Raw genomic sequence first — 22,729 nt, 5'->3', positions numbered from 1 at the left:
GAACCCCGCATTTGCGCGCTATGGTGCTCCCCACGACAACGCGCCGGTCAATTCCTGAAGGGTATTAAGAGCGTCCTGTTTAGTCCGTTTTGCACTGAAGCAATCCAGACACAATTCCGTCACCCCAACACCCAACCCAGCGCACTATCCGGGTCAATTGTTACAGTTTGTGTATCGGAAGATTTTTTCCGCTCACAGCGCAGCCGCCGTCCTTGCCGGCATGACCCGGCTCGATTCAGACGTCGTTTTCAGTGGTGGGAAATCAGGAGGAGAGTGTCAGAAGAAACACGATGGGATGGGGAGCTTGCAGCCTGTACCGGCTCCCCACCCCCTGATGAATCAAAGCGTCTTTTCGAAGATCTTCGAATTGCGCTGAAAGTTGTACAACGAGGCCCGCGCTGCCGGCAGACGCTCAACGCTGCTTGGCTCAAACCCACGCTCACGGAACCAGTGCGCAGTACGCGTGGTGAGGACGAACAATGTCTTCAAGCCTTGGGCCCGGGCACGAGTCTCGATGCGCTCCAGCAGTTCATCACCGCGACCGCCGTGGCGGTACTCCGGGTTTACTGCCAGGCAGGCCAGTTCGCCGGCATCCGATTCGGCAATCTGATACAGCGCCGCACAGGCGATGATCATGCCTTCACGCTCAACCACGCTGAACTGCTCGATTTCGCGCTCCAGCACTTCGCGCGAACGACGCACCAGAATGCCTTGCTCTTCCAGCGGGCTGATCAGGTCGAGCAAGCCGCCGACGTCTTCAATCGCCGCCTCGCGTACCAGCTCGAATTGCTCCTGGGCCACCAACGTACCGCCACCGTCACGGGTGAACAGTTCGGTCAGCAGCGCGCCGTTCTCGACGTAACTGACGATATGGCTGCGCGCCACGCCGCCACGGCAGGCTTCAGCGGCGGCATCGAGCAACTCCGCCTGATAATTGCTGCTGCCCAGACGCTGCAAATGCGCCGGTACTTGCTGCGGGCGCAGCTCACGCACCAGTTTGCCGTTCTCGTCGATCAGGCCAAGGTCAGCGCCGAACAGCAGTAACTTGTCGGCGCCCAGGTCAATGGCGGCGCGAGTAGCGACGTCTTCGCAAGCCAGGTTGAAAATCTCGCCGGTCGGCGAATACCCCAGCGGCGACAGCAACACAATCGAACGCTCGTCCAGCAAACGGTTGATGCCCTTGCGGTCGACCCGGCGCACTTCGCCGGTGTGGTGATAGTCGACCCCTTCCAGCACACCGATCGGCCGCGCGGTAACAAGATTGCCGCTGGCCACGCGCAGACGCGAGCCCTGCATGGGCGAGGAAGCCATGTCCATCGACAGGCGCGCTTCGATGGCGATCCGCAGTTGGCCAACGGCGTCGATCACACATTCCAGCGTCGCCGCATCGGTGATGCGCATGCCGTGGTGGTAATGCGGAGTCAGGCCGCGAGCGGCGAGGCGGGTTTCAATCTGCGGACGCGAACCGTGCACCAGCACCAAACGCACGCCGAGGCTGTGCAGCAGCACGATGTCGTGGACGATGTTGCCGAAATTCGGATGCTCAACGCCGTCGCCGGGCAGCATGACGACGAAGGTGCAATCGCGGTGGGCATTGATATAAGGGGACGCGTGACGAAGCCAATTAACGTATTCGGGCATGAACCTGGGCCTGTAATAAATAGCAGCCGGAAAAAAAGGGCGAAACGGAAAACGCACAGCGGGCTGGTGGTTATCGTCGGAACAGGCTTGGCGACACGCGCGCTCTCCTCATGAATACGGGTTGGGATGTTGGCAATTTACAGCGTTTGATCGGACAAAACACAGCCCGCTCCCGCAAGGAGACATCAGGGTTTGTCCGGGCTCAGGCAGTAATGTTCAATCAACTGTCGCAATAGATGCACGGTAGGCTGCAAACGTGACATTTCAAGGTACTCGCCGGGCTGATGCGCACAGGCGATGTCGCCAGGGCCGAGCACGATGGTTTCGCAGCCCAGGCGCTGAAGATAAGGCGCTTCGGTGCCAAACGCTACTGCTTCGGCACGGTGACCGGTGAGCTTTTCGGCAATACGCACCAATTCGACATCTTCAGCCTGCTCGAACGGCGGCACCTCCGGGAACAACGGTTTGTAGTCGATCTTCACCTGATGCCGTTCGGCGACCGGGTTGAGCTTGCGCAGAATCTCGGCGCGCAGCACGTTCGGGTCCATGCCCGGCAACGGGCGCAGGTCGAATTCCAGGGAACACTGGCCGCAGATACGGTTGGGGTTGTCGCCGCCATGGATGCAACCGAAGTTCATCGTCGGTTGCGGCACGCTGAACTGTGGGTTGTTGAATTCACGCTGCCACAGCAGGCGCAGGCCACGCAGTTCGCCGATGGCATCGTGCATCGCTTCGAGGGCGCTGTGGCCCAGGCGCGGATCCGACGAATGGCCGCTCTGCCCGAGAATGTCGATGCGCTCCATCATGATGCCTTTGTGCATGCGGATCGGCTTGAGCCCGGTCGGCTCGCCGATCACGGCAGCACGGCCCAGCGGCCGCCCAGCCTCGGCCAGCGCACGGGCGCCGGACATCGAGCTCTCTTCATCGCAAGTGGCGAGGATCAGCAGCGGTTGCTTGAACGGTTGGTCGAGCAGCGGGCGCACGGCTTCGATGATCAGGGCGAAGAAGCCCTTCATGTCACAACTGCCCAGACCGACCCAGCGGCCATCGACTTCGGTGAGAGTCAGCGGATCGGTCTGCCACAACGCATCGTCGTACGGCACCGTGTCGCTGTGCCCGGCCAGCACCAGCCCGCCGGGGCCGCTGCCGAAACTGGCGAGCAGGTTGAATTTGCCGGGAGTGACCTGCTGGATATCACAGCTGAAACCCAGATCACCCAGCCAGCCGGCAAGCAGATCGATGACCGCCCGGTTGGACTGATCCAGGTTCGGTTGGGTGCAGCTGACCGACGGCGCGGCAATCAGCGCAGTGAACTGGTCTTTCATGGACGGCAAAGGCATCGCTGACTCCAACTCCCGAGTTGAAGTCCATCATAGAACCATCCGGCGCCAGGAATAAACCGCCGCAGGGCGTAGGACGAATCAGTCCTGTACACTGCACGGCCTTGGCAGCCACACATTCCCCCGGCTGCGCTCCCGATCCTGGATTTTCCGGCCATGCAGAAAGAAACCGAAATCAAACTCCGCGTCAGCCGCGAAACCCTCGCTGCCCTGCGCGAGCACCCGCTACTGAAAAAACGCAACAAAAATGGCTGGGAACGCCGTGAGTTGATGAACCAGTACTTCGACACCCCCGAGCGCGACCTGGCCCAGGCCAAAGTTGCCCTGCGCCTGCGCAAGGATGGCGATGAGGTGATTCAGACCCTCAAGACCCGTGGCCAGAGCGTTGCCGGTCTGTCCGAGCGTAACGAATACGACTGGAACCTGCCCAAAGCCAAGCTCGACGTGAAGAAACTCGACGGCGAATGCTGGCCCGAGGAACTGGCCGAACTGGACAAGAAAACCCTGAAGCCGATCTTCACCACCGATTTCGTTCGCGAGCGCGCCGAAATCGCCTGGGGCCGTGGCAAGAGCAAAGTGGTCATCGAAGCCGCTCTGGATCTGGGCCACGTCGTGGTCGGCAAACAGAAAGAAGAAATCTGCGAGCTGGAGCTGGAACTGCGCGAAGGCGAGCCTGCCGCGCTGCTGGAACTGGCCGCCGAACTGGCCGAAACCCTGGCTCTGATGCCGTGCGACATCAGCAAGGCCGAGCGTGGCTACCGTCTATATGACGCCAACAGCTACTCGCTGAGCCTGCCGGCGCCGCAACTGACAACCGAAACGCCACTGGACGACGCCTTCGCCGCGCTGTGCTGGCACTTGCTCGGCAGCAGCCAGCGTCTGGCTGAACAGTACCGTTTCAACGGTCACTGGCGCCTGTTGCTGGACTGGGTCGAAAACCTGGCGGAAATGCGCGCCCTGCTCAGCAGCCTCGGTCAGGCTGCGCCGCGTCCATCGACCCACGACCTGCGCGTCGCGCTGGATGCATTGCTGGAAGACTGGCGTCCGCTGGTTCAGGCCGGTATCGAAGACGAAGACGTGCGCAAAGCCGCGCCGGAGCAGTTCCTCGAAGAACTCCAAGACCCACGCTGGGGCCTGTTCTCGCTGAACACCTCGCGCTGGTTGCTGGCCCGCACCTGGACCGCCGAGCGCAACACGCGTGGCAATCGTCAGGGTGGCGCGCAGTTGCACAGTTGGTTGCCGCGCCTGCTGGGCGAAGAAGCCACGTCCCTGCAATTGCAGCGCTATCAGCAACAGCCGGAAGATCTGGCCGAGCAACTGCCGCGTATCGAGCGCATTCAGGTCTGGCTACACCACGCGCGCAACGTGCTGGAGATCCCGGAAATGGATCGCCTGTACGGCGAGCTGAACAAACTGGCGCAACTGGCCAACGAGCCGACCATCACTGACGAATTGCTCGATGCGCGCAAGCAGCAGGCGATTGCGGTTTATCAGAATCGCGCGTGGAAAATGCTGCTGCGCATGTAACACCGCTTTCGCGAGCAGGGTCGCACACAGGGAAACTCATTCCAAATGTGTGCGAGCCCGCTCGCGAAGAGGCCATTACAGACGCCTGAAAACTCAAACCGGCAGGCTCGTTGTGGACTTGATCTCTGACAACGCCACAATCGAGTTCACTTCCTGAATCCCCGGCACCAGCGACAGCTTCTCGAAGAAGAACCGCTCATAGGCCTCGATGTCCGCCGCAACAATGCGCAGCAGAAAGTCGACCGCGCCCATCAGCACATAACACTCCAGCACTTGCGGAAAACCACGAATCGCTTCGGTGAATTCGGTGAAGTTCGAACGCCCGTGCGCATTGAGTTTGATCTCGGCAAAGATCTGCGTGTTCAGGCCGATTTTCTTGCGATCCAGCAACGTCACCTGCCCGCGAATGATCCCTTCCTCCTTCATCCGCTGAATCCGCCGCCAGCACGGTGATTGCGACAGCCCCACCTGTTCGGCGATCTGCGCACTGGACAGCGAAGCGTCCTCTTGCAGCAGGGCGAGAATCTTGCGGTCGTAGCCGTCCAGTTCGCTATGCATAAAAAAACCTCAAATAGACAACTTTGCGAATTGATCTTCCCGATCAACCGCCATTAACGCTAATCATAGATAAGAAATACCCGACACCGAATGTAAAAATTCCTCCAGCGATTTTGGAGACTCGTCATGCCGCACCTCGAAGCCGTACCCCCCCCACCCACCCGCGCCGACGTCTGGAACGTCAGCAACGCCCATTGCCTGGCGCACTATCAGATCCTCGCCGAGGCCGAGCCGGACTTGCTGGTGCGAGTGCTGAACCTGTTCGCACTGCAATTGCTCACGCCCGAGCAGGTCAACGTGCAGCGGCTGGACGATCTGCTGTCGATCGACCTGATCATGGGCGGCCTGAGCTGGCATCGCGCTCAGGTCATCGCGCAAAAGCTTCGTAACCTGATCAGCGTCTGCTCGGTGAATCTGCAAAACGCCGACAGCGCGTGGGAGGCGCCAGCGCAGGCTGCCGGCTGACAAATCCGGCAACGGCTTCGTCGGGTAGTGGCCCAACGGTCTGCCGGGCCGCGACTATCCTTTGGCGCAACGTCGCTTAAAAGGAAGCCCGCATGTCCGTTCAACTCGCTATTCAGGACCGCTGGCTGGAACTCAACGATGTGCTGCGCGAACTGGTCGCCCAAGGCTTCATCAGCCAGGACTCGGCGGAGCAGGCGCTGATTGCGCGCCGCCGTCATGCCGCCCACGGTCAGATACACCCGCTGGAGTTCATCGCCAGCCAACAACTGGACGACCTCAGCCGTCCGGGCAAGCACCTCGATCTTGAAAGCCTGACCCTGTGGCTGGCGCAGCAGGCCGGCCAGCCGTACCTGCGCATCGATCCGCTGAAGATCAACGTCGCCGCCATCACCCCGCTGATGTCCTACGCCTTTGCCCAACGGCACAAGATCCTCGCGGTTGGAGTCGACCGCGACTCGGTGACCGTGGCCAGCGCCCAGCCCTATGTGAACGGCTGGGAAGCCGACCTGACTCACGTACTGAAGCTGCCGATCAGACGGGTGGTCGCCAACCCGGTAGATATCCAGCGCTTCAGCGTCGAGTTCTTTCGCCTGGCCAAATCGGTCAGCGGCGCGAGCAGCGGCGATCAGCAGAACGGTAACCTGGGCAACTTCGAGCAACTGCTCAACCTCGGCGCCAGCGATCAGGAGCCGGACGCCAACGACGCGCACATCGTCAACATCGTCGACTGGCTGTTCCAGTACGCCTTTCAACAGCGCGCCAGTGATATCCACATCGAACCGCGCCGCGAGCAAGGCACGGTGCGTTTTCGCATCGATGGGGTGCTGCACAACGTCTATCAATTCCCGCCGCAGGTGACCATGGCGATTGTCAGCCGCCTGAAAAGCCTCGGCCGGATGAACGTCGCCGAAAAGCGCAAACCCCAGGACGGCCGGGTCAAGACCAAGACCCCGGACGGCGGTGAAGTCGAGTTGCGGTTATCAACGCTGCCCACCGCGTTTGGCGAAAAAATGGTCATGCGCATCTTCGACCCGCAAGTGCTGCTCAAGAACTTCGATCAGTTGGGTTTTTCCGCCGACGACCTGCGCCGCTGGCAGGACATGACCCGACAGCCCAACGGCATCATTCTGGTCACCGGGCCGACCGGTTCGGGCAAGACCACCACGCTGTACACCACGCTGAAGAAACTGGCGACGCCGGAGGTCAACCTCTGCACCATCGAAGACCCCATCGAAATGGTCGAGCCGGCATTCAACCAGATGCAGGTGCAGCACAACATCGATCTGAGTTTCGCCGCCGGGGTGCGCGCGCTGATGCGGCAAGACCCGGACATCATCATGATCGGCGAGATCCGCGACCTCGAAACCGCCGAAATGGCGATTCAGGCTGCACTGACCGGGCACCTGGTGCTGTCGACCTTGCACACCAACGACGCACCGAGTGCGATCAGCCGTTTACTCGAACTGGGCGTACCGCATTACCTGATCAAAGCCACCGTACTCGGGGTCATGGCGCAACGACTGGTGCGCACCTTGTGCCCTCATTGCAAGGCGCCGCTGACACTCGAAGATGAGGACTGGCAAACCCTGACCCGCCCCTGGCAGGCGCCGCTGCCGGGCAGTGCCCATCGCGCCATCGGTTGCCTGGAGTGCCGCGACACCGGTTATCGCGGCCGCGCGGGGGTCTACGAAATCATGCAACTGAGCGACAGCCTCAAAGCCTTCATCACCCCGGACACCGACCTCACTGCGATCCGCCGCCAGGCGTTCAAGGAAGGCATGCGCAGCTTGCGCCTGTCCGGCGCACAGAAAGTGGCGGCAGGGTTGACGACGATTGAGGAGGTGCTGCGGGTGACGCCGCAGAGCGAGCACAAATAATCAGATTGCCATCAAGCTGTTCTTAAGCCCGGGCCACGCCGTTACACTGGCGCCATCGCAACCCCATTGATCCATCCAACAAGGAATCGTTATGCAGACCGGAAGTGTGCTTTTACTGTTTGTGGCCCTGGCAATCGCCATTCTGTTCATGGGTTTCAAAGTCGTGCCCCAGGGTTTCGAGTGGACGGTCGAGCGCTTCGGGCGCTACACCAACACCCTCAAACCTGGCCTGAACATCATCATTCCGGTGATGGATCGTATCGGTCGCAAGATCAACGTGATGGAAAGCGTGCTGGATATCCCGCCCCAGGAAGTCATCACCTCCGACAACGCCACGGTGCAGATCGACGCCGTGTGTTTCTTCCAGGTGGTCAACACGGCCCAGGCCGCCTACGAGGTGAACAACCTCGAACACGCCATTCGCAATTTGCTGCAGACCAACATCCGCACTGTGCTCGGTTCCATGGAGCTGGACGCCATGCTCAGCCAGCGTGACAACATCAACGAACGGCTGCTGCGCACCGTCGACGAAGCCACCGCCCCCTGGGGCATCAAAATCACCCGGATCGAAATAAAGGACATCAGCCCGCCCGCTGACCTGATGGCTGCCATGTCCGGACAAATGAAAGCCGAACGTATCAAACGTGCGCAGATCCTCGAAGCCGAAGGCCTGCGAGCCTCGGCGATCCTCACCGCAGAGGGCAAGAAGCAGGCACAGATTCTGGAAGCCGAAGGTAGCCGTCAGGCCGCGTTTCTTGAATCCGAAGCCCGCGAGCGCCAGGCCGAAGCCGAAGCCCAGGCGACCAAAGTGGTGTCCGAAGCCATCGCCGGCGGCAACGTACAAGCGGTCAACTATTTCGTCGCGCAAAAATACATCGACGCACTGGGCAAACTGGCCTCGGCCAACAACAGCAAAGTCATCCTCATGCCACTGGAAGCCAGTTCGATGATCGGCGCGGTGGGTGGGATTACCGAAATTGTCAAAGCGACTTTTGACGGCAAGAAGGTCTGAGTCATGCCGACCGAACTGTTCACCTTCTGGAGCTGGCTGGGGCTGGGCACCGTGTTGCTGATCCTCGAAGTGTTCGGGGCTGGCGGCTATCTGTTGTGGATCGGCATGGCGGCTGCCGCTGTCGGGGTCACAACGTTTGTCTTGCCGACGCTGCCGTGGGAAATCCAGCTGGTGCTGTTTGCGCTGTTTTCGATCCTGACCGCGCTGTATTGGTGGCGACGCCAACGCACCGCGGTGCGTCGCAGTGATCAACCACTCCTGAACCTGCGGGGGCAGGAATTGATCGGCAACGTGTTCGTGGTCAGCGAAGCGATTGCCGGCGGTCACGGCAAGATCAAGGTTGCTGATGGCGTGTGGATCGCCCGAGGGCCGGATACACCGGTTGGCGAGCGTGTTCGCGTGACCGGGCAACAAGGCGCGATTTTGTTGGTTGAGCGTGCCGAATGATTGCGTACGGAACCGGATCGGGAAAATGACGATCCAACGCCGTAGTTAACCCCAGGAGTCACCTCATCATGCGTCTCAAACTTGCTGTCGCCACGCTGGCCTTGCTGTCCCTTCCCGTTGGTTCGGCCATGGCGGACAGCTTTTGGCGTAACGTCATTTCGTCCGGTGCTACCACCGGTTCGACTTACCTGACCTTCAAGGATCACAAATTGATCGTCGCGGCACAGGACGATGCCGGCAGTTTCGTTGCCAGTGACGGCGGCATTCGCGGTCCGTATCTGGAAGCAGCGATGCAGAAAGTCCGCGCCGACAACCCGGGCCTGCAAGCGACGGACATGGAATTGGCGAATGCGATTCTGACGAAGAACGCCGTGGCTTCCGAATAAGCCTTTCGCCCACAAAAATGCCGCTCGATTGAGCGGCATTTTTTTGCTCGCTATTTCACATTCACCATAGAACCCTGTGGGAGCAGGCTGGCTCGCGAAGGCATCAGCCCAGCCAACCTCTCCGCTAACTGACACACCGCTTTCGCGAGCCAGCCCACAGTGGATCCGGTTCAACCATCAGTTCAGCGGTAGTCGTCCACCGGTACGCAGGCACAAAACAGGTTGCGATCCCCGTAAACGTTGTCCACCCGATTCACCGCCGGCCAATACTTGTGCGCTTTGGTATGGGCATCCGGGGTGATGCCCTGCTCGATGCTATAGGGCCGTTCCCACACCCCGGTGACATCAGCCAACGTGTGCGGCGCATGCTTGAGCGGATTGTCTTCGGCCGGCCAGTTGCCATTTTGCACTTCGTTGATTTCGGCGCGGATGCTCAGCATCGCGCCGATGAAGCGGTCCAGTTCAGCCTTGGATTCACTCTCGGTCGGTTCAACCATCAACGTACCCGGCACCGGGAACGACATGGTCGGCGCATGGAAGCCGTAGTCCATCAAACGCTTGGCGACGTCTTCCTCGCTGATACCGGTCTGCGCTTTGAGTGGCCGCAGATCGAGAATGCATTCATGGGCTACCCGACCGTTGCGTCCGGTGTACAGCACCGGAAAAGCACCGGATAAATGCTGGGCCAGATAATTCGCCGCCAGAATCGCCACCTCGCTGGCGTCCGCCAGTTGCGGCCCCATCATCGCGATGTACATCCAACTGATGGGCAGAATGCTCGCACTGCCCCACGGCGCCGCGCTCACGGCGCCGTTCTGCGCCATTGGCCCGTCAATCGGCACCACCGGATGATTGGCGACGAACGGCGCCAAGTGCGCGCGAATGCCGATCGGCCCCATACCCGGCCCGCCACCGCCATGGGGAATGCAAAAGGTCTTGTGCAAGTTCATGTGCGAGACATCGGCGCCGATGTCTGCTGGCCGCGTCAGTCCAACCTGCGCATTCAGGTTGGCGCCATCCATGTACACCTGACCGCCGTGCTGGTGGATAACCTCGCAAATCTCGCTGATGCCCTCCTCGTACACGCCGTGGGTCGACGGATAGGTCGCCATCAGGCACGACAGCTTATTCCCCGCCTCGGCGGCTTTGGCCTTCAAGTCCTCCAGATCAACGTTACCCGCGTCATCACACTCGACGATCACCACGCGCATTCCGGCCATCTGCGCCGAGGCCGGGTTAGTGCCGTGGGCCGAGGACGGAATCAGGCAGATATCCCGCGCGCCCTGTTGACGACTCTCGTGATACTTGCGGATCGCCAGCAGCCCGGCGTACTCGCCCTGAGCCCCGGAGTTGGGCTGCATGCAGATTGCATCGAACCCGGTGATCGCGCACAACCAGCGCTCCAGCTCCTCGATCATCAAGGTGTAACCGACCGCCTGTTCTCGCGGCGCAAACGGATGCAGGTGGGCGAACTGTGGCCAGGTGATCGGGATCATCTCGCTGGTGGCGTTGAGCTTCATGGTGCAGGAGCCCAGCGGGATCATCGACTGGTTGAGCGCCAGATCCTTGTTCTCCAATTGCTTGAGGTAACGCAGCATCTCGGTTTCGCTGTGATGGGCGTTGAACACCGGATGACGCAGGTAAGGCGTGTTGCGCTGGAGCGTGACGGGAATGCCGGAAAGCAGCACTTCAGCGTCAAGATCGTCAACGATCAGCCCATGATCGGCACCCAGCAGCACATCAAAAAGTTTGGCGACGGTGCGTTCGTCACAGGTTTCATCGAGGCTCAGACCGACTCGGCCACGGCCAAGAATCCTCAGGTTGATCTGCGCAGCCTGAGCACTTTCGATGATCGCGGTTTGCGCGCCGCCCACCTCCAGCGTCAGCGTGTCGAAAAACTGTGTGTTGACCCGGTTGATGCCGTGACGCTCAAGACCGGCGGCAAGAATGCAGGTCAGCCGATGCACGCGCTGGGCGATCCGTTTCAAACCTTCCGGCCCGTGATAGACCGCATAGAAACTGGCGATGTTGGCCAGGAGAACCTGCGCGGTGCAGATATTCGAGTTGGCCTTCTCGCGGCGGATATGTTGTTCGCGGGTTTGCAGGGCCATGCGCAACGCCACGTTGCCCCGGGCGTCTTTCGACACCCCGATGATCCGCCCGGGAATCGCCCGTTTGTATGCCTCGCGACTGGCAAAAAACGCGGCGTGCGGGCCGCCGTACCCCATAGGCACGCCAAAGCGCTGGGATGAGCCGAACACCACATCCGCACCCAGTTCACCCGGCGGCGTCAGCAACAACAGACTGAGCAAATCGGTGGCGACGCAGGCCAGTGCCTGTTGCGCATGCAGGTGATCGATCAACGGCCGCAGATCACGGATCTCGCCGTGCGTGTCGGGATACTGCAGCAGCGCACCGAACACCTGGTGCTGCTTCAAGTTATCCACAGCGTCGACGATCACTTCAAAACCCAAGCCCTCGGCGCGGGTCTGCACCACGGAAAGGGTTTGTGGATGGCAGTTTTCGTCGACGAAAAACAGATTGCTCTTGGACTTCGCCACGCGCTTGGCCAACGCCATGGCTTCTGCTGCCGCCGTGGCTTCGTCGAGCAACGAGGCATTGGCCAGGTCGAGGCCGGTGAGGTCGATGGTCAGTTGCTGGAAATTCAGCAGCGCTTCGAGCCGGCCTTGGGCGATCTCCGGTTGATAGGGCGTGTACGCGGTGTACCAGCCGGGATTTTCCAGCACGTTGCGCAGGATGACGGTCGGCGTGAGGGTGCCGTGGTAACCCATGCCGATCAGGCTGGTCCAGACCTGATTTTGCTCGGCATAACCGCGCAACCTGGCCAGTGCCGCTTGCTCATCGAGGGCTGGCGGCAAATCCAGCGCACGATTGAAGCGGATCGCCGGCGGCACGGTTTGCTCGATCAGTTCGATCCGACTGCCCAGACCCAGGCTGTCGAGCATCGCCTGCTGCTCGGCGGCATCGGGCCCCAAGTGACGGCGCAGGAAGGCATCGGGATCACGTAACTGGCTCAGGGACGGCAACTGGGACATGACGGGCTCTCTCTTGGCTGGCGCTCGGCGTCAATGCAACACGGTCAATCCAGCATAGCAGTCGATATCGACGCGCACGGCTTGGCGCCGACGGCGGTTTCGGGCCATGCTGTGGCGCGCCTGCCTCAGGCATCCAACCAGCGGATGATCGACGCCCCATGAGCCAACTGCCATTCCTGCCGTTTTCCAAACCCGTTATCGATGAAGCAACGATTGCCGCTGTAGGCGACGTGCTGCGCTCCGGCTGGATTACCAGCGGGCCGAAAGTTCAGGCCTTTGAAGCGCAGCTCTCGCAATACTTTGGCGGGCGCCCGGTGCGCACGTTCAACTCCGGCACCTGCACCATGGAAATCGCCTTGCGCATTGCCGGCATCGGCCCGGGCGACGAGGTGATCACCACACCGATTTCCTGGGTGGCCACGGCCAATGTGATCCTTGAAGTCGGCGCCACGCCTGTGTTTGCCGACATCGACCCGATAACCCGCAACATCGACCTGGATCAACTCGAAGCCGCCATTACACCGCGTACCAAAGCGGTGATTGCGGTGTATCTGGCCGGTTTGCCAGTGGACATGGATCGCCTGTACGCCATCGCCGCCAAACACAATCTGCGCATTGTCGAAGACGCGGCTCAGGCCCTGGGTTCGAGCTGGAATGGCCAGCGCATTGGCGCAACCGGCGACTTCGTGTCGTTCAGCTTTCAGGCGAACAAGAACGTGACCTGCTCCGAGGGCGGTTGCCTGGTGCTGAACACGCCCGAGGAAGCACGGCTGGCGCAGAAGTACCGCTTGCAGGGCGTGACCCGCCATGGTTTCGACGGTCTGGACGTCGACGTGCTCGGTGGCAAATTCAACATGACCGACATCGCCGCCGCCATCGGCCTTGGTCAATTCGCTCATATCGAGGCGTTGACCGCCCATCGACGTGAACTGGCCCGACACTATTTCAAATGCTTCGGCGAGGATTTCGAAACCACCTATGGCGCGCAATTACCGCCCGCGGATTTCGAGAACAGCAACTGGCACCTGTTTCAGTTGGTATTGCCGGAGCGCCAGGATGGCTTGCCGGCGCGGGCCACGTTCATGGAGCAGATGCAGGCGCGTGGCATTGGCATCGGCTATCACTACCCGCCGATCCACTTGCTGAGCCTGTACCGCGAGCGCGGCTTCAAGGAAGGAACGCTACCTGTGGCCGAGCGGGTCGGGCGACTGATTGTGTCGCTGCCGATGTTCACCACCATGACCATGGAAGATGTCGAGCGCTCGGTGGCGGCAGTGAAAGCCGTGTTGGGCGGCGCCTGACGATCGCCCACAAAAAAGCCCCGACGGATCGGGGCTTTGGGTATTGCGTTTGGCTTACTCGCCGATGACAGCCTTGTAGGCCGCTGCATCGAGCAGTTTTTCCAGATCAGCGGTGTCGCTTGGCTTGAGCTTGAAGATCCACGCGCCATACGGATCGGAGTTGAGCAGTTCCGGCGAGCCGCTCAGCTCTTCGTTGACGGCAATCACTTCACCGCTGATCGGGGCGTAGATGTCGGAAGCCGCTTTCACCGATTCGACCACACCGGCCTGATCTTCAGCCGCAAACACTTTGCCCACGTCGGTCAGCTCAACGAACACCACGTCGCCCAGCGCTTCCTGCGCGTGATCGCTGATGCCCACGGTAACGGTGCCGTCAGCTTCCAGACGCGCCCACTCATGACTTTCGGCAAAACGCAGTTCAGCGGGGATATTGCTCATGCTCGGTGTCCTCAGGAAATTGTCAGCGGTCGTGCCCGCCGGAAAAGGTTAGATCAAAGTTTTGCCATGGCGCACGAAGGTCGGTTTGACCACGCGAACCGGATACCACTTGCCTCGGATTTCCACTTCGGCGCGATCGGCGGTGGCCATCGGAACACGCGCCAGGGCAATCGATTTGCTTAGCGTAGGAGAGAAACTACCACTGGTGATCTCCCCTTCGCCAACATCGGCGATACGAACCACTTGATGAGCGCGCAAAACACCGCGTTCTTCCAGCACCAGGCCGACCAGTTTTTGCGCAATGCCAGCGGCTTTTTCCGCCTCAAGCGCCGCGCGGCCAATGAACTGACGCGATGCCGGTTCCCAGGCAATGCTCCAGGCCATGTTCGAGGCCAGTGGCGAAACGTCTTGGTGAATGTCCTGACCGTAGAGGTTCATCCCGGCTTCAACACGCAAAGTGTCGCGGGCGCCCAGGCCGATCGGAGAAATGCCGGCGCCGACCAGATCGTTGAAAAACGCTGGCGCCTGATCCGCTGGCAGGGCGATTTCCAGACCGTCCTCACCGGTGTAACCGGTGCGGGCAATGAACCAGTCGCCGTCAGCGTAAGCTTCGAAAGGTTTGAGGTGCTGGATCAGCGTGGCGCGGGACTGGGTCACCAGTTCGGCAATCTTGTGTCGGGCTTGCGGGCCTTGAATGGCGAGCATCGCCAGCTCTGAACGTTCGTGCAATTGCACGTCGAACCCGTCCAGTTGCGCCTGCATCCAGGCCAGATCCTGATCGCGGGTGGAGGCGTTGACCACCAGGCGATAACCGTCGTCGAGGCGATAGACGATCATGTCGTCGACGATGCCGCCACGCTCGTTGAGCATGGTGCTGTACAACGCACGGCCGGGGCGGTGCAGGCGTTCGACATCGTTGGCCAGCAAATGCTGGAGCCAGGCCTTGGCCTGAGGACCATCAACGTCGATAACGGTCATGTGGGACACATCGAACACCCCGCAATCGCGGCGCACTTCGTGATGCTCCTCGACCTGCGAGCCGTAATGCAGTGGCATGTCCCAACCGCCAAAATCGACCATCTTCGCGCCGAGGGCGAGATGCAGGTCATACAGAGGCGTACGCTGTCCCATGGGTTTCTCCTTCCGGGCGTGGCGAAGGTGCGGACAGCCGCTGCACGGCGCTCAAGCCTTGAAATAGAAGGCTTTCAGCCGATTTCAGCGAACGGGTCTGTCAGACGATCCGCACCGAATGCCGCGCATTGTAGCCGCATGATTCAGGACTGACGACTAAGTGTTTCTGTGTGCAGAACGTCTGATCAGGCCAATGACCGGCAACAACCCGACCAGAACCAGGGTCAACGCCGGTAATGACGCCCTTGCCCACTCCCCTTCACTGGTCATCTCGAAGATCCGCACAGCCAGCGTATCCCAGCCAAACGGGCGCATCAGCAGGGTCGCGGGCATTTCCTTGAGCACATCGACGAACACCAGCAACGCCGCGCTCAGCGTACCGGGCAACAACAACGGCAGATACACTTTGAAAAACAGTCGTGGCCCACTGACACCCAGGCTACGTGCCGCTTCGGGCAAAGAGGGCCGTATACGCGCCAGGCTGTTTTCCAACGGGCCATAGGCCACAGCGATAAACCGCACCAGATACGCCATCAGCAACGCTGCCAGACTGCCGAGCAACAATGGTTTGCCTGCGCCACCGAGCCAGCCGGAGAGCGGAATCACCATTTCCCGGTCCAGATAACTGAACGCCAACATGATCGATACCGCCAGCACCGACCCCGGCAAGGCGTAACCGAGATTGGCCAGACTCACCCCGGAACGAATCGCCCGAGTGGGTGCCAGACGCCGAGCGAAGGCCAGCAGCAACGCAACGCTGACGGTCATCAACGCCGCCATCCCCCCCAGGTACAGGGTGTGAATGATCAGTCCGACGTAGCGCTCATCCAGATCGAAGCGTCCGCGCTGCCAGAACCAGACGATCAGTTGCAACAGCGGAATGACGAACGCGCAGGCGAAAACCAGTCCACACCAACTCATTGCCGCGAACGCCTTCAACCCACGCAAGTGATACAACGCCTTGACCCGCGGCCGCTCGTTGCCCGCCCGGTTGGCCCCTCGCGCGCGGCGCTCGCCATACAGCACCAGCATCACCACCAACAACAACAGGCTGGCCAGTTGCGCAGCGCTCGACAGGCTGAAGAAGCCGTACCAGGTTTTGTAGATGGCGGTGGTGAAGGTGTCGAAGTTGAACACCGACACCGCGCCAAAATCGGCGAGGGTTTCCATCAGCGCCAGTGCCACGCCGGCACCGATGGCCGGACGCGCCATCGGCAACGCCACGCGCCAGAACGCTTGCCACGGTGATTGGCCAAGCACCCGCGCCGCTTCCATCAGCCCTTTGCCCTGCGCGAGGAACGCAGTGCGCGCCAACAGGTAAACGTAGGGATAGAAAACCAGCACCAGCACCACAATCACCCCGCCGGTGGAACGCACCCGCGGCAGTCGCAGGCCCGAACCGAACCACTCGCGCAGCAGGGTTTGCACGGGGCCGGCGAAATCAAGCAGGCCGACAAAGACAAACGCCAGCACGTAGGCCGGGATGGCGAACGGCAACATCAGCGCCCAGTCCAGCCAGCGTCGCCCGGGGAATTCGCACAGGCTTGTGAGCCAGGCGAGGCTGACGCCGAGCAGCGTCACCCCGACACCGACGCCCAGCACCAGCGTCAGGGTGTTGCCCAGCAGGCGCGGCATCTGGGTTTGCCACAGGTGCGACCAGATCTGCTGGTCGATGCTCTGCCATGAGAGCAGCAACACGCTCAGGGGCAACAGCACCAGCGCAGCAATGGCGAAGACGATGGGATACCAGCGGCGTTGGACGAGGTGGGCCACTTTTGGCTCTCTGAGGGCTAAATGATTGTGCCCACGCTCTGCGTGGGCACACATCTTATGAGGTTCCGCGTCAGGGTTTCAGCAAATCGACGCGCAGCGTCGGGGGCTGCGTTCCACCCGGAGCGTGGGCACGATCAACGGTGAGCAAGCAACAGACTCAGTTCCAGCCGGCACGATCCATCAACCGAATCGCTTCAGCCTGGCGCTTGCCTGCCACTTCCACCGGCAAGGTGTCAGCCACGAACTTGCCCCAGGCTGCCACTTCTTCGGACGGCGCCACCGCCGGGTTGGCCGGGAACTCCTGGTTCACGTCGGCAAAGATCTTCTGAGCCTCAGGGGTGGTCATCCACTCGACCAGCGCCTTGGCCGCCTCAGGGTGCGGCGCATGCTGGGTCAGACCGATGCCCGACAGGTTGACGTGTACGCCGCGATCGGCCTGATTCGGCCAGAACAGTTTTACCGCCAGATCCGGCTTCTGCTTGTGCAGACGGCCGTAGTAGTAAGTGTTGACGATGCCAGCATCGCATTGCCCGGCGTTGATCGCTTCGAGCACCGCGACGTCGTCGGAGAAGACGTCGGTGGACAGGTTGTTGACCCAGCCCTTGAGGATTTCTTCGGTCTTCGCTGCGCCATGGACTTCGATCATGGTGGCGGTCAGCGACTGGTTATAGACCTTCTTCGCGGTGCGCAGGCACAGGCGGCCTTCCCAGTTTTTGTCGGCCAGCGCTTCGTAGGTGGTCAGTTCGCCCGGTTTCACCCGTTTGGTGGAATAGGCGATGGTCCGCGCACGCAGGCTCAGGCCGGTCCAGGCATGGGTGGACGAGCGGTATTGGGCGGGAATGTTGGCATCGATGGCTTTGGAAGTGAACGGCTGGAGAATGCCCATTTGCTCGGCCTGCCAGAGGTTGCCGGCATCGACGGTCAGCAACAGGTCGGCGGTGGCGTTTTCGCCTTCGGCCTTGATGCGCTGCATCAGCGGCGCTTCCTTGTCGGTGATGAACTTGATCTTCACCCCGGTCTTGGCGGTGTAGGCATCGAATACCGGTTTGATCAGTTCATCGATACGCGAGGAGTAAACCACTACCTCGTCGGCGGCCTGGGCGGTGGCGGTGCCGATCAGGGTCAAGGCCAGTGCGGTCAGAAGACGCTTGGGTGCCAACATGGGAGTGATCTCTCGGTCGGAAAATGTGGGCCAAATGATAAGGACTCACATTTAGGTTCTCAATCGAACACTTTCCCAAGGAGTTACCAGATGTTGCGCAGCCTGTAACTTGTGCTGTCGGTTCTGCCCCCTTCGCGAGCAAGCTCGCGAAGGGGGCAGTAGCCTCAATGAAAATCTCAGGGCTTGGCGAGGGCCGGAAGATCACCGGTCAGGCCGAGGGCCTCACGTACAAACAGCGCCTTGGCCTCCGGCATCTGTTCAACCAGCTTCAACCCGGCATTGCGCAACCAGCGCACCGGCAACGGATCGGCCTGGAACAACCGTTCAAAGCCTTCCATCGCCGCCATCAGCGCCAGATTGTGTGGCATGCGCCGACGCTCGTAACGGCTCAGCACTTTCACATCGGCCAGACGCTCGCCGCGCTCCGCCGCTTGCAACAGGACTTCAGCCAGCACCGCCGCATCAAGAAAGCCCAGGTTCACGCCTTGCCCGGCCAACGGGTGAATGGTGTGTGCGGCATCGCCGATCAGCGCCAGGCCTTCGGCCACATAACGCTTGGCGTGACGCTGACGCAGCGGCACGCACAAGCGTGGATCAGCACTGATCACGTCGCCAAGTCGACCTTCAAAGGCGCGTTCCAGCTCGCGGCAGAAATCTGTCTGATCCAACGCCATCAGACGCTCGGCCTCACTTGGCGTGGTCGACCACACGATCGAGCACCAATCCTGCTGCCCGTCACGCTCCAGCGGCAGAAATGCCAGCGGCCCGTGATCGGTAAAGCGCTGCCATGCGGTCATCTGATGCGGTTGGCTGCTGCGCACGCTGGTGACGATGGCGTGATGCAGGTAATCCCACTCGCGAGTGGCCACGCCTGTCAGGCGGCGCACCGCCGAGTTGGCACCATCGGCCGCGATCACCAACGGCGCGCGCAATTGACGGCCATCTGCCAGGGTCAGCAACCAATCGTCACCCGAGCGGCGCATCTGCTCCAGTCGGGCGTTGGCCAACATGCCCAGGTCGCAGTCATGCAAGCGGTCGAGCAAGGCATCCTGCACTACGCTGTTTTCGACGATATGGCCAAGCACATCGGCATGCACGCTGCTCGCCGAAAAATGGATCTGCCCGGTGCCGCTGCCGTCCCAGACATGCATGTCGGTGTAAGGGCTGCTGCGTCGTTTGGCGATGCCGTCCCACACGCCAAGGCGTTCGAGAATTCGCTGGCTGGCGGCCGATAGCGCACTCACCCGCGGTTCAAATGCCGCGTCGGCATCGAAGGGTTTGACGCTCAGCGGGCTGCCGTCGAGCAGCAGGACTTCCAGCCCGCTGTCCTGCAACGCCAGCGCCAAAGCGCTGCCGACCATTCCGGCTCCGACAATCAGCAGATCTGCGCGCATTTCCATGCTTTAAGCCTGTCTCGCTTGCGGCTTGAGCCGCACGTAAAGGGTTTTACCGACCACGCCAGTTGGCGGCGCGATCCTGAAAGTGAAAGTGCCGGCCAGCCGCTCAAGCATCCGGACGCGTTCCCAAACCCATGGCCTGACGGGCAAACCAGCGCTTGGCCGGGGGCAGCAGATCAAGGCCGAGCAAACCGATGTTGCGGCCTAACGACACCAAAGGCTGGGAACTGCCGAACAAACGCGTGACCTGATCGGAGAAACCCACCGTCAGGTCTTGATCCAGACGCTGGCGCTCGCGGTACGCCTGTAACGTGGCGAAGTCGCCCAGCGGTTTGTCACTGCCGAGCAAGGCGCAAGCCAGGGCATCGGCATCACGCAATGACAGGTTGAAGCCTTGCCCGGCAATGGGATGCAGGCTGTGCGCAGCGTTGCCAAGCACGGCCAGATGCGAGCGCACCTGCTCTTCGGCCTCCACCAGCGACAGCGGATACAAATGTCGTGCACCGACCTGCTTCAAGGTGCCGAGGCGATAGCCGAACACGCCCTGCAACTCACTGAGGAAGTCGCGCTCGCTCAGGTCGGCCAGCCGTTGCGCATCCATGCCCAGACGAGTCCAGACCAGTGCGCAGCGGTTTTCCGGCAGCGGCAGCAGTGCCATCGGGCCTTCGTCGGTGAAGCGCTCGAAGGCCATGCCGTTGTGCGCTTCGCTCGGAGTGATGTTGGCGATCAGCGCGCTCTGGTTGTACGGACGCTTGCGCACGTTGATACCCAATTGCTCGCGCAGGCCCGAGCGACCGCCATCGGCCAACACCGCGAGGTCGCATTCAAGGGTGGTTTCATCGTTGAGGGTCAGGCGATAGCCGTCGGGCAGCGGCTCCATCCGCGTGACTTCAGCCGGGCAGCGCCAACTGATCACTTCTTTATCTATGTGCTGCCACAGGCACTGGCCGAGCCAGGCGTTTTCCACCACGTACCCGAGCGCTGGCACGCCCTCTTCCATCGCCGACAAACGCGCGGTGGAGAAACGCCCACGGTCAGACACATGAATCTGTTTGATCGGCTCGGCGCGGCGGGAGATTTCCTGCCAAACGCCCAGCCGTTGATAAATCTGTCTTGAGCCGAAGGACAGCGCCGACGAGCGCGCGTCATAGCTTGGCTGCCAACTGTCGCCGGGGGCGAACGGCTCGATCAGGACAATTTTCCAGCCGCGGGCCTTGGCTCCGGCCTGCAGGGCCAATGCCAGACTGGCACCGACCAGGCCGCCACCGATGATTGCCAGATTGACTCGACTCATGCTGCGTGTGTCCGTGCTTGCGCCATCAGCGCTTCGATGTCGGCGACGGTTTTCGGTACGCCGCGGGTCAGGATTTCACAGCCACTCTTGGTCACTACCACGTCGTCCTCGATGCGTACGCCAATGCCACGCCATTTCTTCGCTACGTTCTGATTGTCCGGGGCGATGTAGATGCCCGGCTCCACGGTCAGCGCCATGCCGACTTCCAGCACGCGCCATTCACCGCCGACCTTGTACTCGCCAACGTCGTGCACATCCATGCCCAGCCAGTGGCCGGCGCGGTGCATGTAAAAGGCTTTATAGGCTTGGCTGGCGATCAACTCGTCAACCTCGCCCTGCAGCAAACCCAGTTTCACCAGACCTGTAGTGATCACCCGAACCGTGGCTTCGTGTGCCTGATTCCAGTGCTTGTTCGGGGCGATTTCGGCGAAGGCGGCTTCCTGGGAGGCCAGCACCAGTTCGTAAATCGCTTTCTGCTCGGGCGAAAACTTGCCGTTGACCGGCCAGGTGCGGGTGATGTCGCTGGCATAGCAGTCGATCTCGCAACCGGCGTCGATCAGCACCAGATCGCCATCCTTGAGCAACGCGTCATTCTGCTGGTAATGCAGGATGCAGCTGTTGCGTCCGGCGGCGACGATCGAACCGTAGGCCGGCATCTTCGCCCCGCCCTTGCGAAATTCGTAATCCAGTTCGGCTTCGAGGCTGTACTCGTAGAGCCCGGCGCGGCTGGCCTGCATCGCGCGAATGTGCGCCTGGGCCGAGATTCGTGCCGCTTCGCGCATCACCTTCACTTCTGCCGCCGATTTATACAGGCGCATGTCGTGCAGCAGATGATCCAAAGCAACGAATTCGTTCGGCGGCTGGGCGCCGAGGTGCGCTTTGGAGCGGATCACGTTGATCCAGTCCATCAGGTGCCGATCGAATTCAGGGTTGCTGCCCATCGCCGAATACACCCGGTCGCGGCCTTCGATCAGGCCCGGCAGGATGTCGTCGATGTCGGTGATCGGGAAAGCGTCGTCGGCACCGAAGTCGCGGATCGCGCCTTCCTGACCGGCGCGCAAGCCGTCCCACAATTCGCGTTCGGCGTTGCGCTCACGGCAGAACAGCAGGTATTCGCCATGCTCGCGGCCGGGCATCAGGACGATCACGGCCTGAGGTTCGGGAAACCCGCTGAGGTATTGGAAATCGCTGTCCTGACGGTAGACGTGCTCGACGTCGCGGTTGCGGATGGCAACTGCGGCGGCGGGCAGGATCGCGATGCTGTTGGGTTCCATCTGCGCCATCAGGGCCTTGCGGCGACGGCTGTATTCCGCTTTCGGGATATGGGTCATGGGCAGATGGTCTTCCCTGGATCGCGATTAATGCAGCGACGGCTTGGCGGCTGGCGGCACATCGGCTTTCTTGGTTTCCGAGAACAGCAGCAGCGGCGCGACGCGCAGATACTCCATGACTTCCATGTAGTCGGTCTCGCCGTCTTCGGATTCTTCCAGGGCATCTTGCACCTGGGAAATCGCTGCCAGATCCTGCAGCACTTCGGTGGCTTCAGTGCTGAGCATGCTGCTGTCGCGGCAGTTGAGGCCGAAACCGCTGAGGAAACCCTGGCACCATTGGCCCAGTGCAGCAGCGCGGTCAGCGAGTGGGGCATCGTCGGTTGGCAGCAGCAGAACGACCGTCACGTCGTCGCCGGTCAACTCACCCTTGACCATCTCTTGCAGGCCGATCAGGGCGTTGCGGACGTTGTCCTGGGGCTCGCTTTCCAGCAGTTCGGCGGCATCGATCAGCCACTCTTCGGCATTGAAGCCGGCACCGGCGCAACTGCGTCCGAGCAGCAGGCCATGCAGTTCGGCAGGCGAGACGTTGTGGCCGCTGGCAGTCAGCAGGGTGGCAAAAGCTTGGTACGGGGAATTGGCAATGGTCATGGGCA

At 61.2% G+C, this 22,729-nt stretch carries 19 protein-coding genes; 7 read left to right on the top strand and 12 right to left on the bottom strand.

Going from position 1 to position 22,729, the window contains the following annotated elements; all coding sequences use genetic code 11:
* Window positions 1-339 precede the first annotated feature (339 nt).
* Complete coding sequence (argA, locus tag ACIOWA_RS17155) at window positions 340-1,641, bottom strand: amino-acid N-acetyltransferase (RefSeq protein WP_339430421.1); 1,302 nt, start codon at window positions 1,639-1,641, stop codon at window positions 340-342.
* A gap of 185 nt (window positions 1,642-1,826) precedes the next feature.
* The gene (gene argE, locus ACIOWA_RS17150) at window positions 1,827-2,981 is read right to left on the bottom strand and encodes an acetylornithine deacetylase (protein ID WP_339430422.1); all 1,155 of its coding nucleotides are present in this window, start codon (window positions 2,979-2,981) and stop codon (window positions 1,827-1,829) included.
* Between the two features lie 156 nt (window positions 2,982-3,137).
* Here argE and ACIOWA_RS17145 point away from each other — a divergent pair, with 156 nt between their 5' ends.
* Window positions 3,138-4,508 (top strand): inorganic triphosphatase, encoded by a 1,371-nt coding sequence (locus ACIOWA_RS17145; protein WP_401160885.1) that lies wholly within the window; start codon window positions 3,138-3,140, stop codon window positions 4,506-4,508.
* A 93-nt stretch (window positions 4,509-4,601) separates the two neighbouring features.
* Here the strand turns inward: ACIOWA_RS17145 and ACIOWA_RS17140 are convergent, their stop codons facing one another.
* Entirely contained in the window at window positions 4,602-5,066 is a 465-nt protein-coding gene (locus tag ACIOWA_RS17140) for an Lrp/AsnC family transcriptional regulator (RefSeq protein ID WP_221734057.1), read from the bottom strand.
* Between the two features lie 126 nt (window positions 5,067-5,192).
* Between ACIOWA_RS17140 and ACIOWA_RS17135 the strand changes: the two genes are divergently transcribed.
* The 5 genes from ACIOWA_RS17135 to ACIOWA_RS17115 all read left to right on the top strand — a co-directional run bounded on the left by ACIOWA_RS17135 (window position 5,193) and on the right by ACIOWA_RS17115 (window position 9,253).
* The gene (locus ACIOWA_RS17135; RefSeq protein WP_401160883.1) at window positions 5,193-5,531 is read left to right on the top strand and encodes a hypothetical protein; all 339 of its coding nucleotides are present in this window, start codon (window positions 5,193-5,195) and stop codon (window positions 5,529-5,531) included.
* A 92-nt stretch (window positions 5,532-5,623) separates the two neighbouring features.
* The gene (locus ACIOWA_RS17130) at window positions 5,624-7,408 is read left to right on the top strand and encodes an ATPase, T2SS/T4P/T4SS family (RefSeq protein ID WP_339430424.1); all 1,785 of its coding nucleotides are present in this window, start codon (window positions 5,624-5,626) and stop codon (window positions 7,406-7,408) included.
* Between the two features lie 91 nt (window positions 7,409-7,499).
* Window positions 7,500-8,420 carry an SPFH domain-containing protein gene (locus tag ACIOWA_RS17125; protein WP_339430425.1) on the top strand — a complete coding sequence of 307 codons (921 nt, stop codon included), beginning with the start codon at window positions 7,500-7,502 and terminating at the stop codon, window positions 8,418-8,420.
* A 3-nt stretch (window positions 8,421-8,423) separates the two neighbouring features.
* Window positions 8,424-8,867, top strand: a complete 444-nt coding sequence (locus ACIOWA_RS17120; RefSeq protein ID WP_401160880.1) for an NfeD family protein — start codon at window positions 8,424-8,426, stop codon at window positions 8,865-8,867.
* A 65-nt stretch (window positions 8,868-8,932) separates the two neighbouring features.
* Window positions 8,933-9,253, top strand: coding sequence for a DUF2388 domain-containing protein (locus ACIOWA_RS17115; RefSeq protein ID WP_401160899.1), 321 nt, complete (start codon window positions 8,933-8,935; stop codon window positions 9,251-9,253).
* Between the two features lie 182 nt (window positions 9,254-9,435).
* Here ACIOWA_RS17115 and gcvP read toward each other — a convergent pair whose 3' ends face one another.
* A complete protein-coding gene (gene gcvP, locus ACIOWA_RS17110) occupies window positions 9,436-12,309 on the bottom strand; it encodes an aminomethyl-transferring glycine dehydrogenase (RefSeq protein WP_401160878.1) in 2,874 nt (957 codons plus the stop codon).
* Between the two features lie 158 nt (window positions 12,310-12,467).
* On the opposite strand from gcvP, the gene ACIOWA_RS17105 reads away from it, so the two are divergent.
* The gene (locus ACIOWA_RS17105) at window positions 12,468-13,610 is read left to right on the top strand and encodes a DegT/DnrJ/EryC1/StrS aminotransferase family protein (protein ID WP_339430428.1); all 1,143 of its coding nucleotides are present in this window, start codon (window positions 12,468-12,470) and stop codon (window positions 13,608-13,610) included.
* Between the two features lie 54 nt (window positions 13,611-13,664).
* Here ACIOWA_RS17105 and gcvH read toward each other — a convergent pair whose 3' ends face one another.
* From gcvH to ACIOWA_RS17065, 8 genes are all read right to left on the bottom strand, one after another.
* Window positions 13,665-14,048, bottom strand: a complete 384-nt coding sequence (gene gcvH, locus ACIOWA_RS17100; RefSeq protein ID WP_339430429.1) for a glycine cleavage system protein GcvH — start codon at window positions 14,046-14,048, stop codon at window positions 13,665-13,667.
* A gap of 48 nt (window positions 14,049-14,096) precedes the next feature.
* Entirely contained in the window at window positions 14,097-15,179 is a 1,083-nt protein-coding gene (gcvT, locus tag ACIOWA_RS17095; RefSeq protein WP_339464659.1) for a glycine cleavage system aminomethyltransferase GcvT, read from the bottom strand.
* A gap of 156 nt (window positions 15,180-15,335) precedes the next feature.
* Window positions 15,336-16,952, bottom strand: a complete 1,617-nt coding sequence (locus ACIOWA_RS17090; protein WP_401160875.1) for an ABC transporter permease — start codon at window positions 16,950-16,952, stop codon at window positions 15,336-15,338.
* A 157-nt stretch (window positions 16,953-17,109) separates the two neighbouring features.
* On the bottom strand, window positions 17,110-18,114 hold the full coding sequence (locus tag ACIOWA_RS17085; RefSeq protein ID WP_339464658.1) for an extracellular solute-binding protein: 1,005 nt from the start codon (window positions 18,112-18,114) through the stop codon (window positions 17,110-17,112).
* A 176-nt stretch (window positions 18,115-18,290) separates the two neighbouring features.
* Window positions 18,291-19,508 carry a 2-octaprenyl-3-methyl-6-methoxy-1,4-benzoquinol hydroxylase gene (locus ACIOWA_RS17080; protein WP_401160897.1) on the bottom strand — a complete coding sequence of 406 codons (1,218 nt, stop codon included), beginning with the start codon at window positions 19,506-19,508 and terminating at the stop codon, window positions 18,291-18,293.
* A 109-nt stretch (window positions 19,509-19,617) separates the two neighbouring features.
* Window positions 19,618-20,805, bottom strand: a complete 1,188-nt coding sequence (ubiH, locus tag ACIOWA_RS17075) for a 2-octaprenyl-6-methoxyphenyl hydroxylase (protein WP_401160873.1) — start codon at window positions 20,803-20,805, stop codon at window positions 19,618-19,620.
* Complete coding sequence (pepP, locus tag ACIOWA_RS17070) at window positions 20,802-22,136, bottom strand: Xaa-Pro aminopeptidase (RefSeq protein WP_339430434.1); 1,335 nt, start codon at window positions 22,134-22,136, stop codon at window positions 20,802-20,804. Before pepP ends, ubiH begins: the two co-directional genes overlap by 4 nt.
* Before the next feature lie 27 nt (window positions 22,137-22,163).
* Window positions 22,164-22,724 (bottom strand): YecA family protein, encoded by a 561-nt coding sequence (locus tag ACIOWA_RS17065; protein ID WP_221730787.1) that lies wholly within the window; start codon window positions 22,722-22,724, stop codon window positions 22,164-22,166.
* Between the last annotated feature and the right edge of the window lie 5 nt (window positions 22,725-22,729).

The organism is Pseudomonas sp. NPDC087614 (genome assembly GCF_044743485.1).
Classification (GTDB): Bacteria; Pseudomonadota; Gammaproteobacteria; order Pseudomonadales; family Pseudomonadaceae; genus Aquipseudomonas; species Aquipseudomonas baetica_A.
The sequence above is the reverse complement of the archived record's forward strand: the minus strand, read 5'-3'. Positions and strand labels throughout refer to the sequence as shown.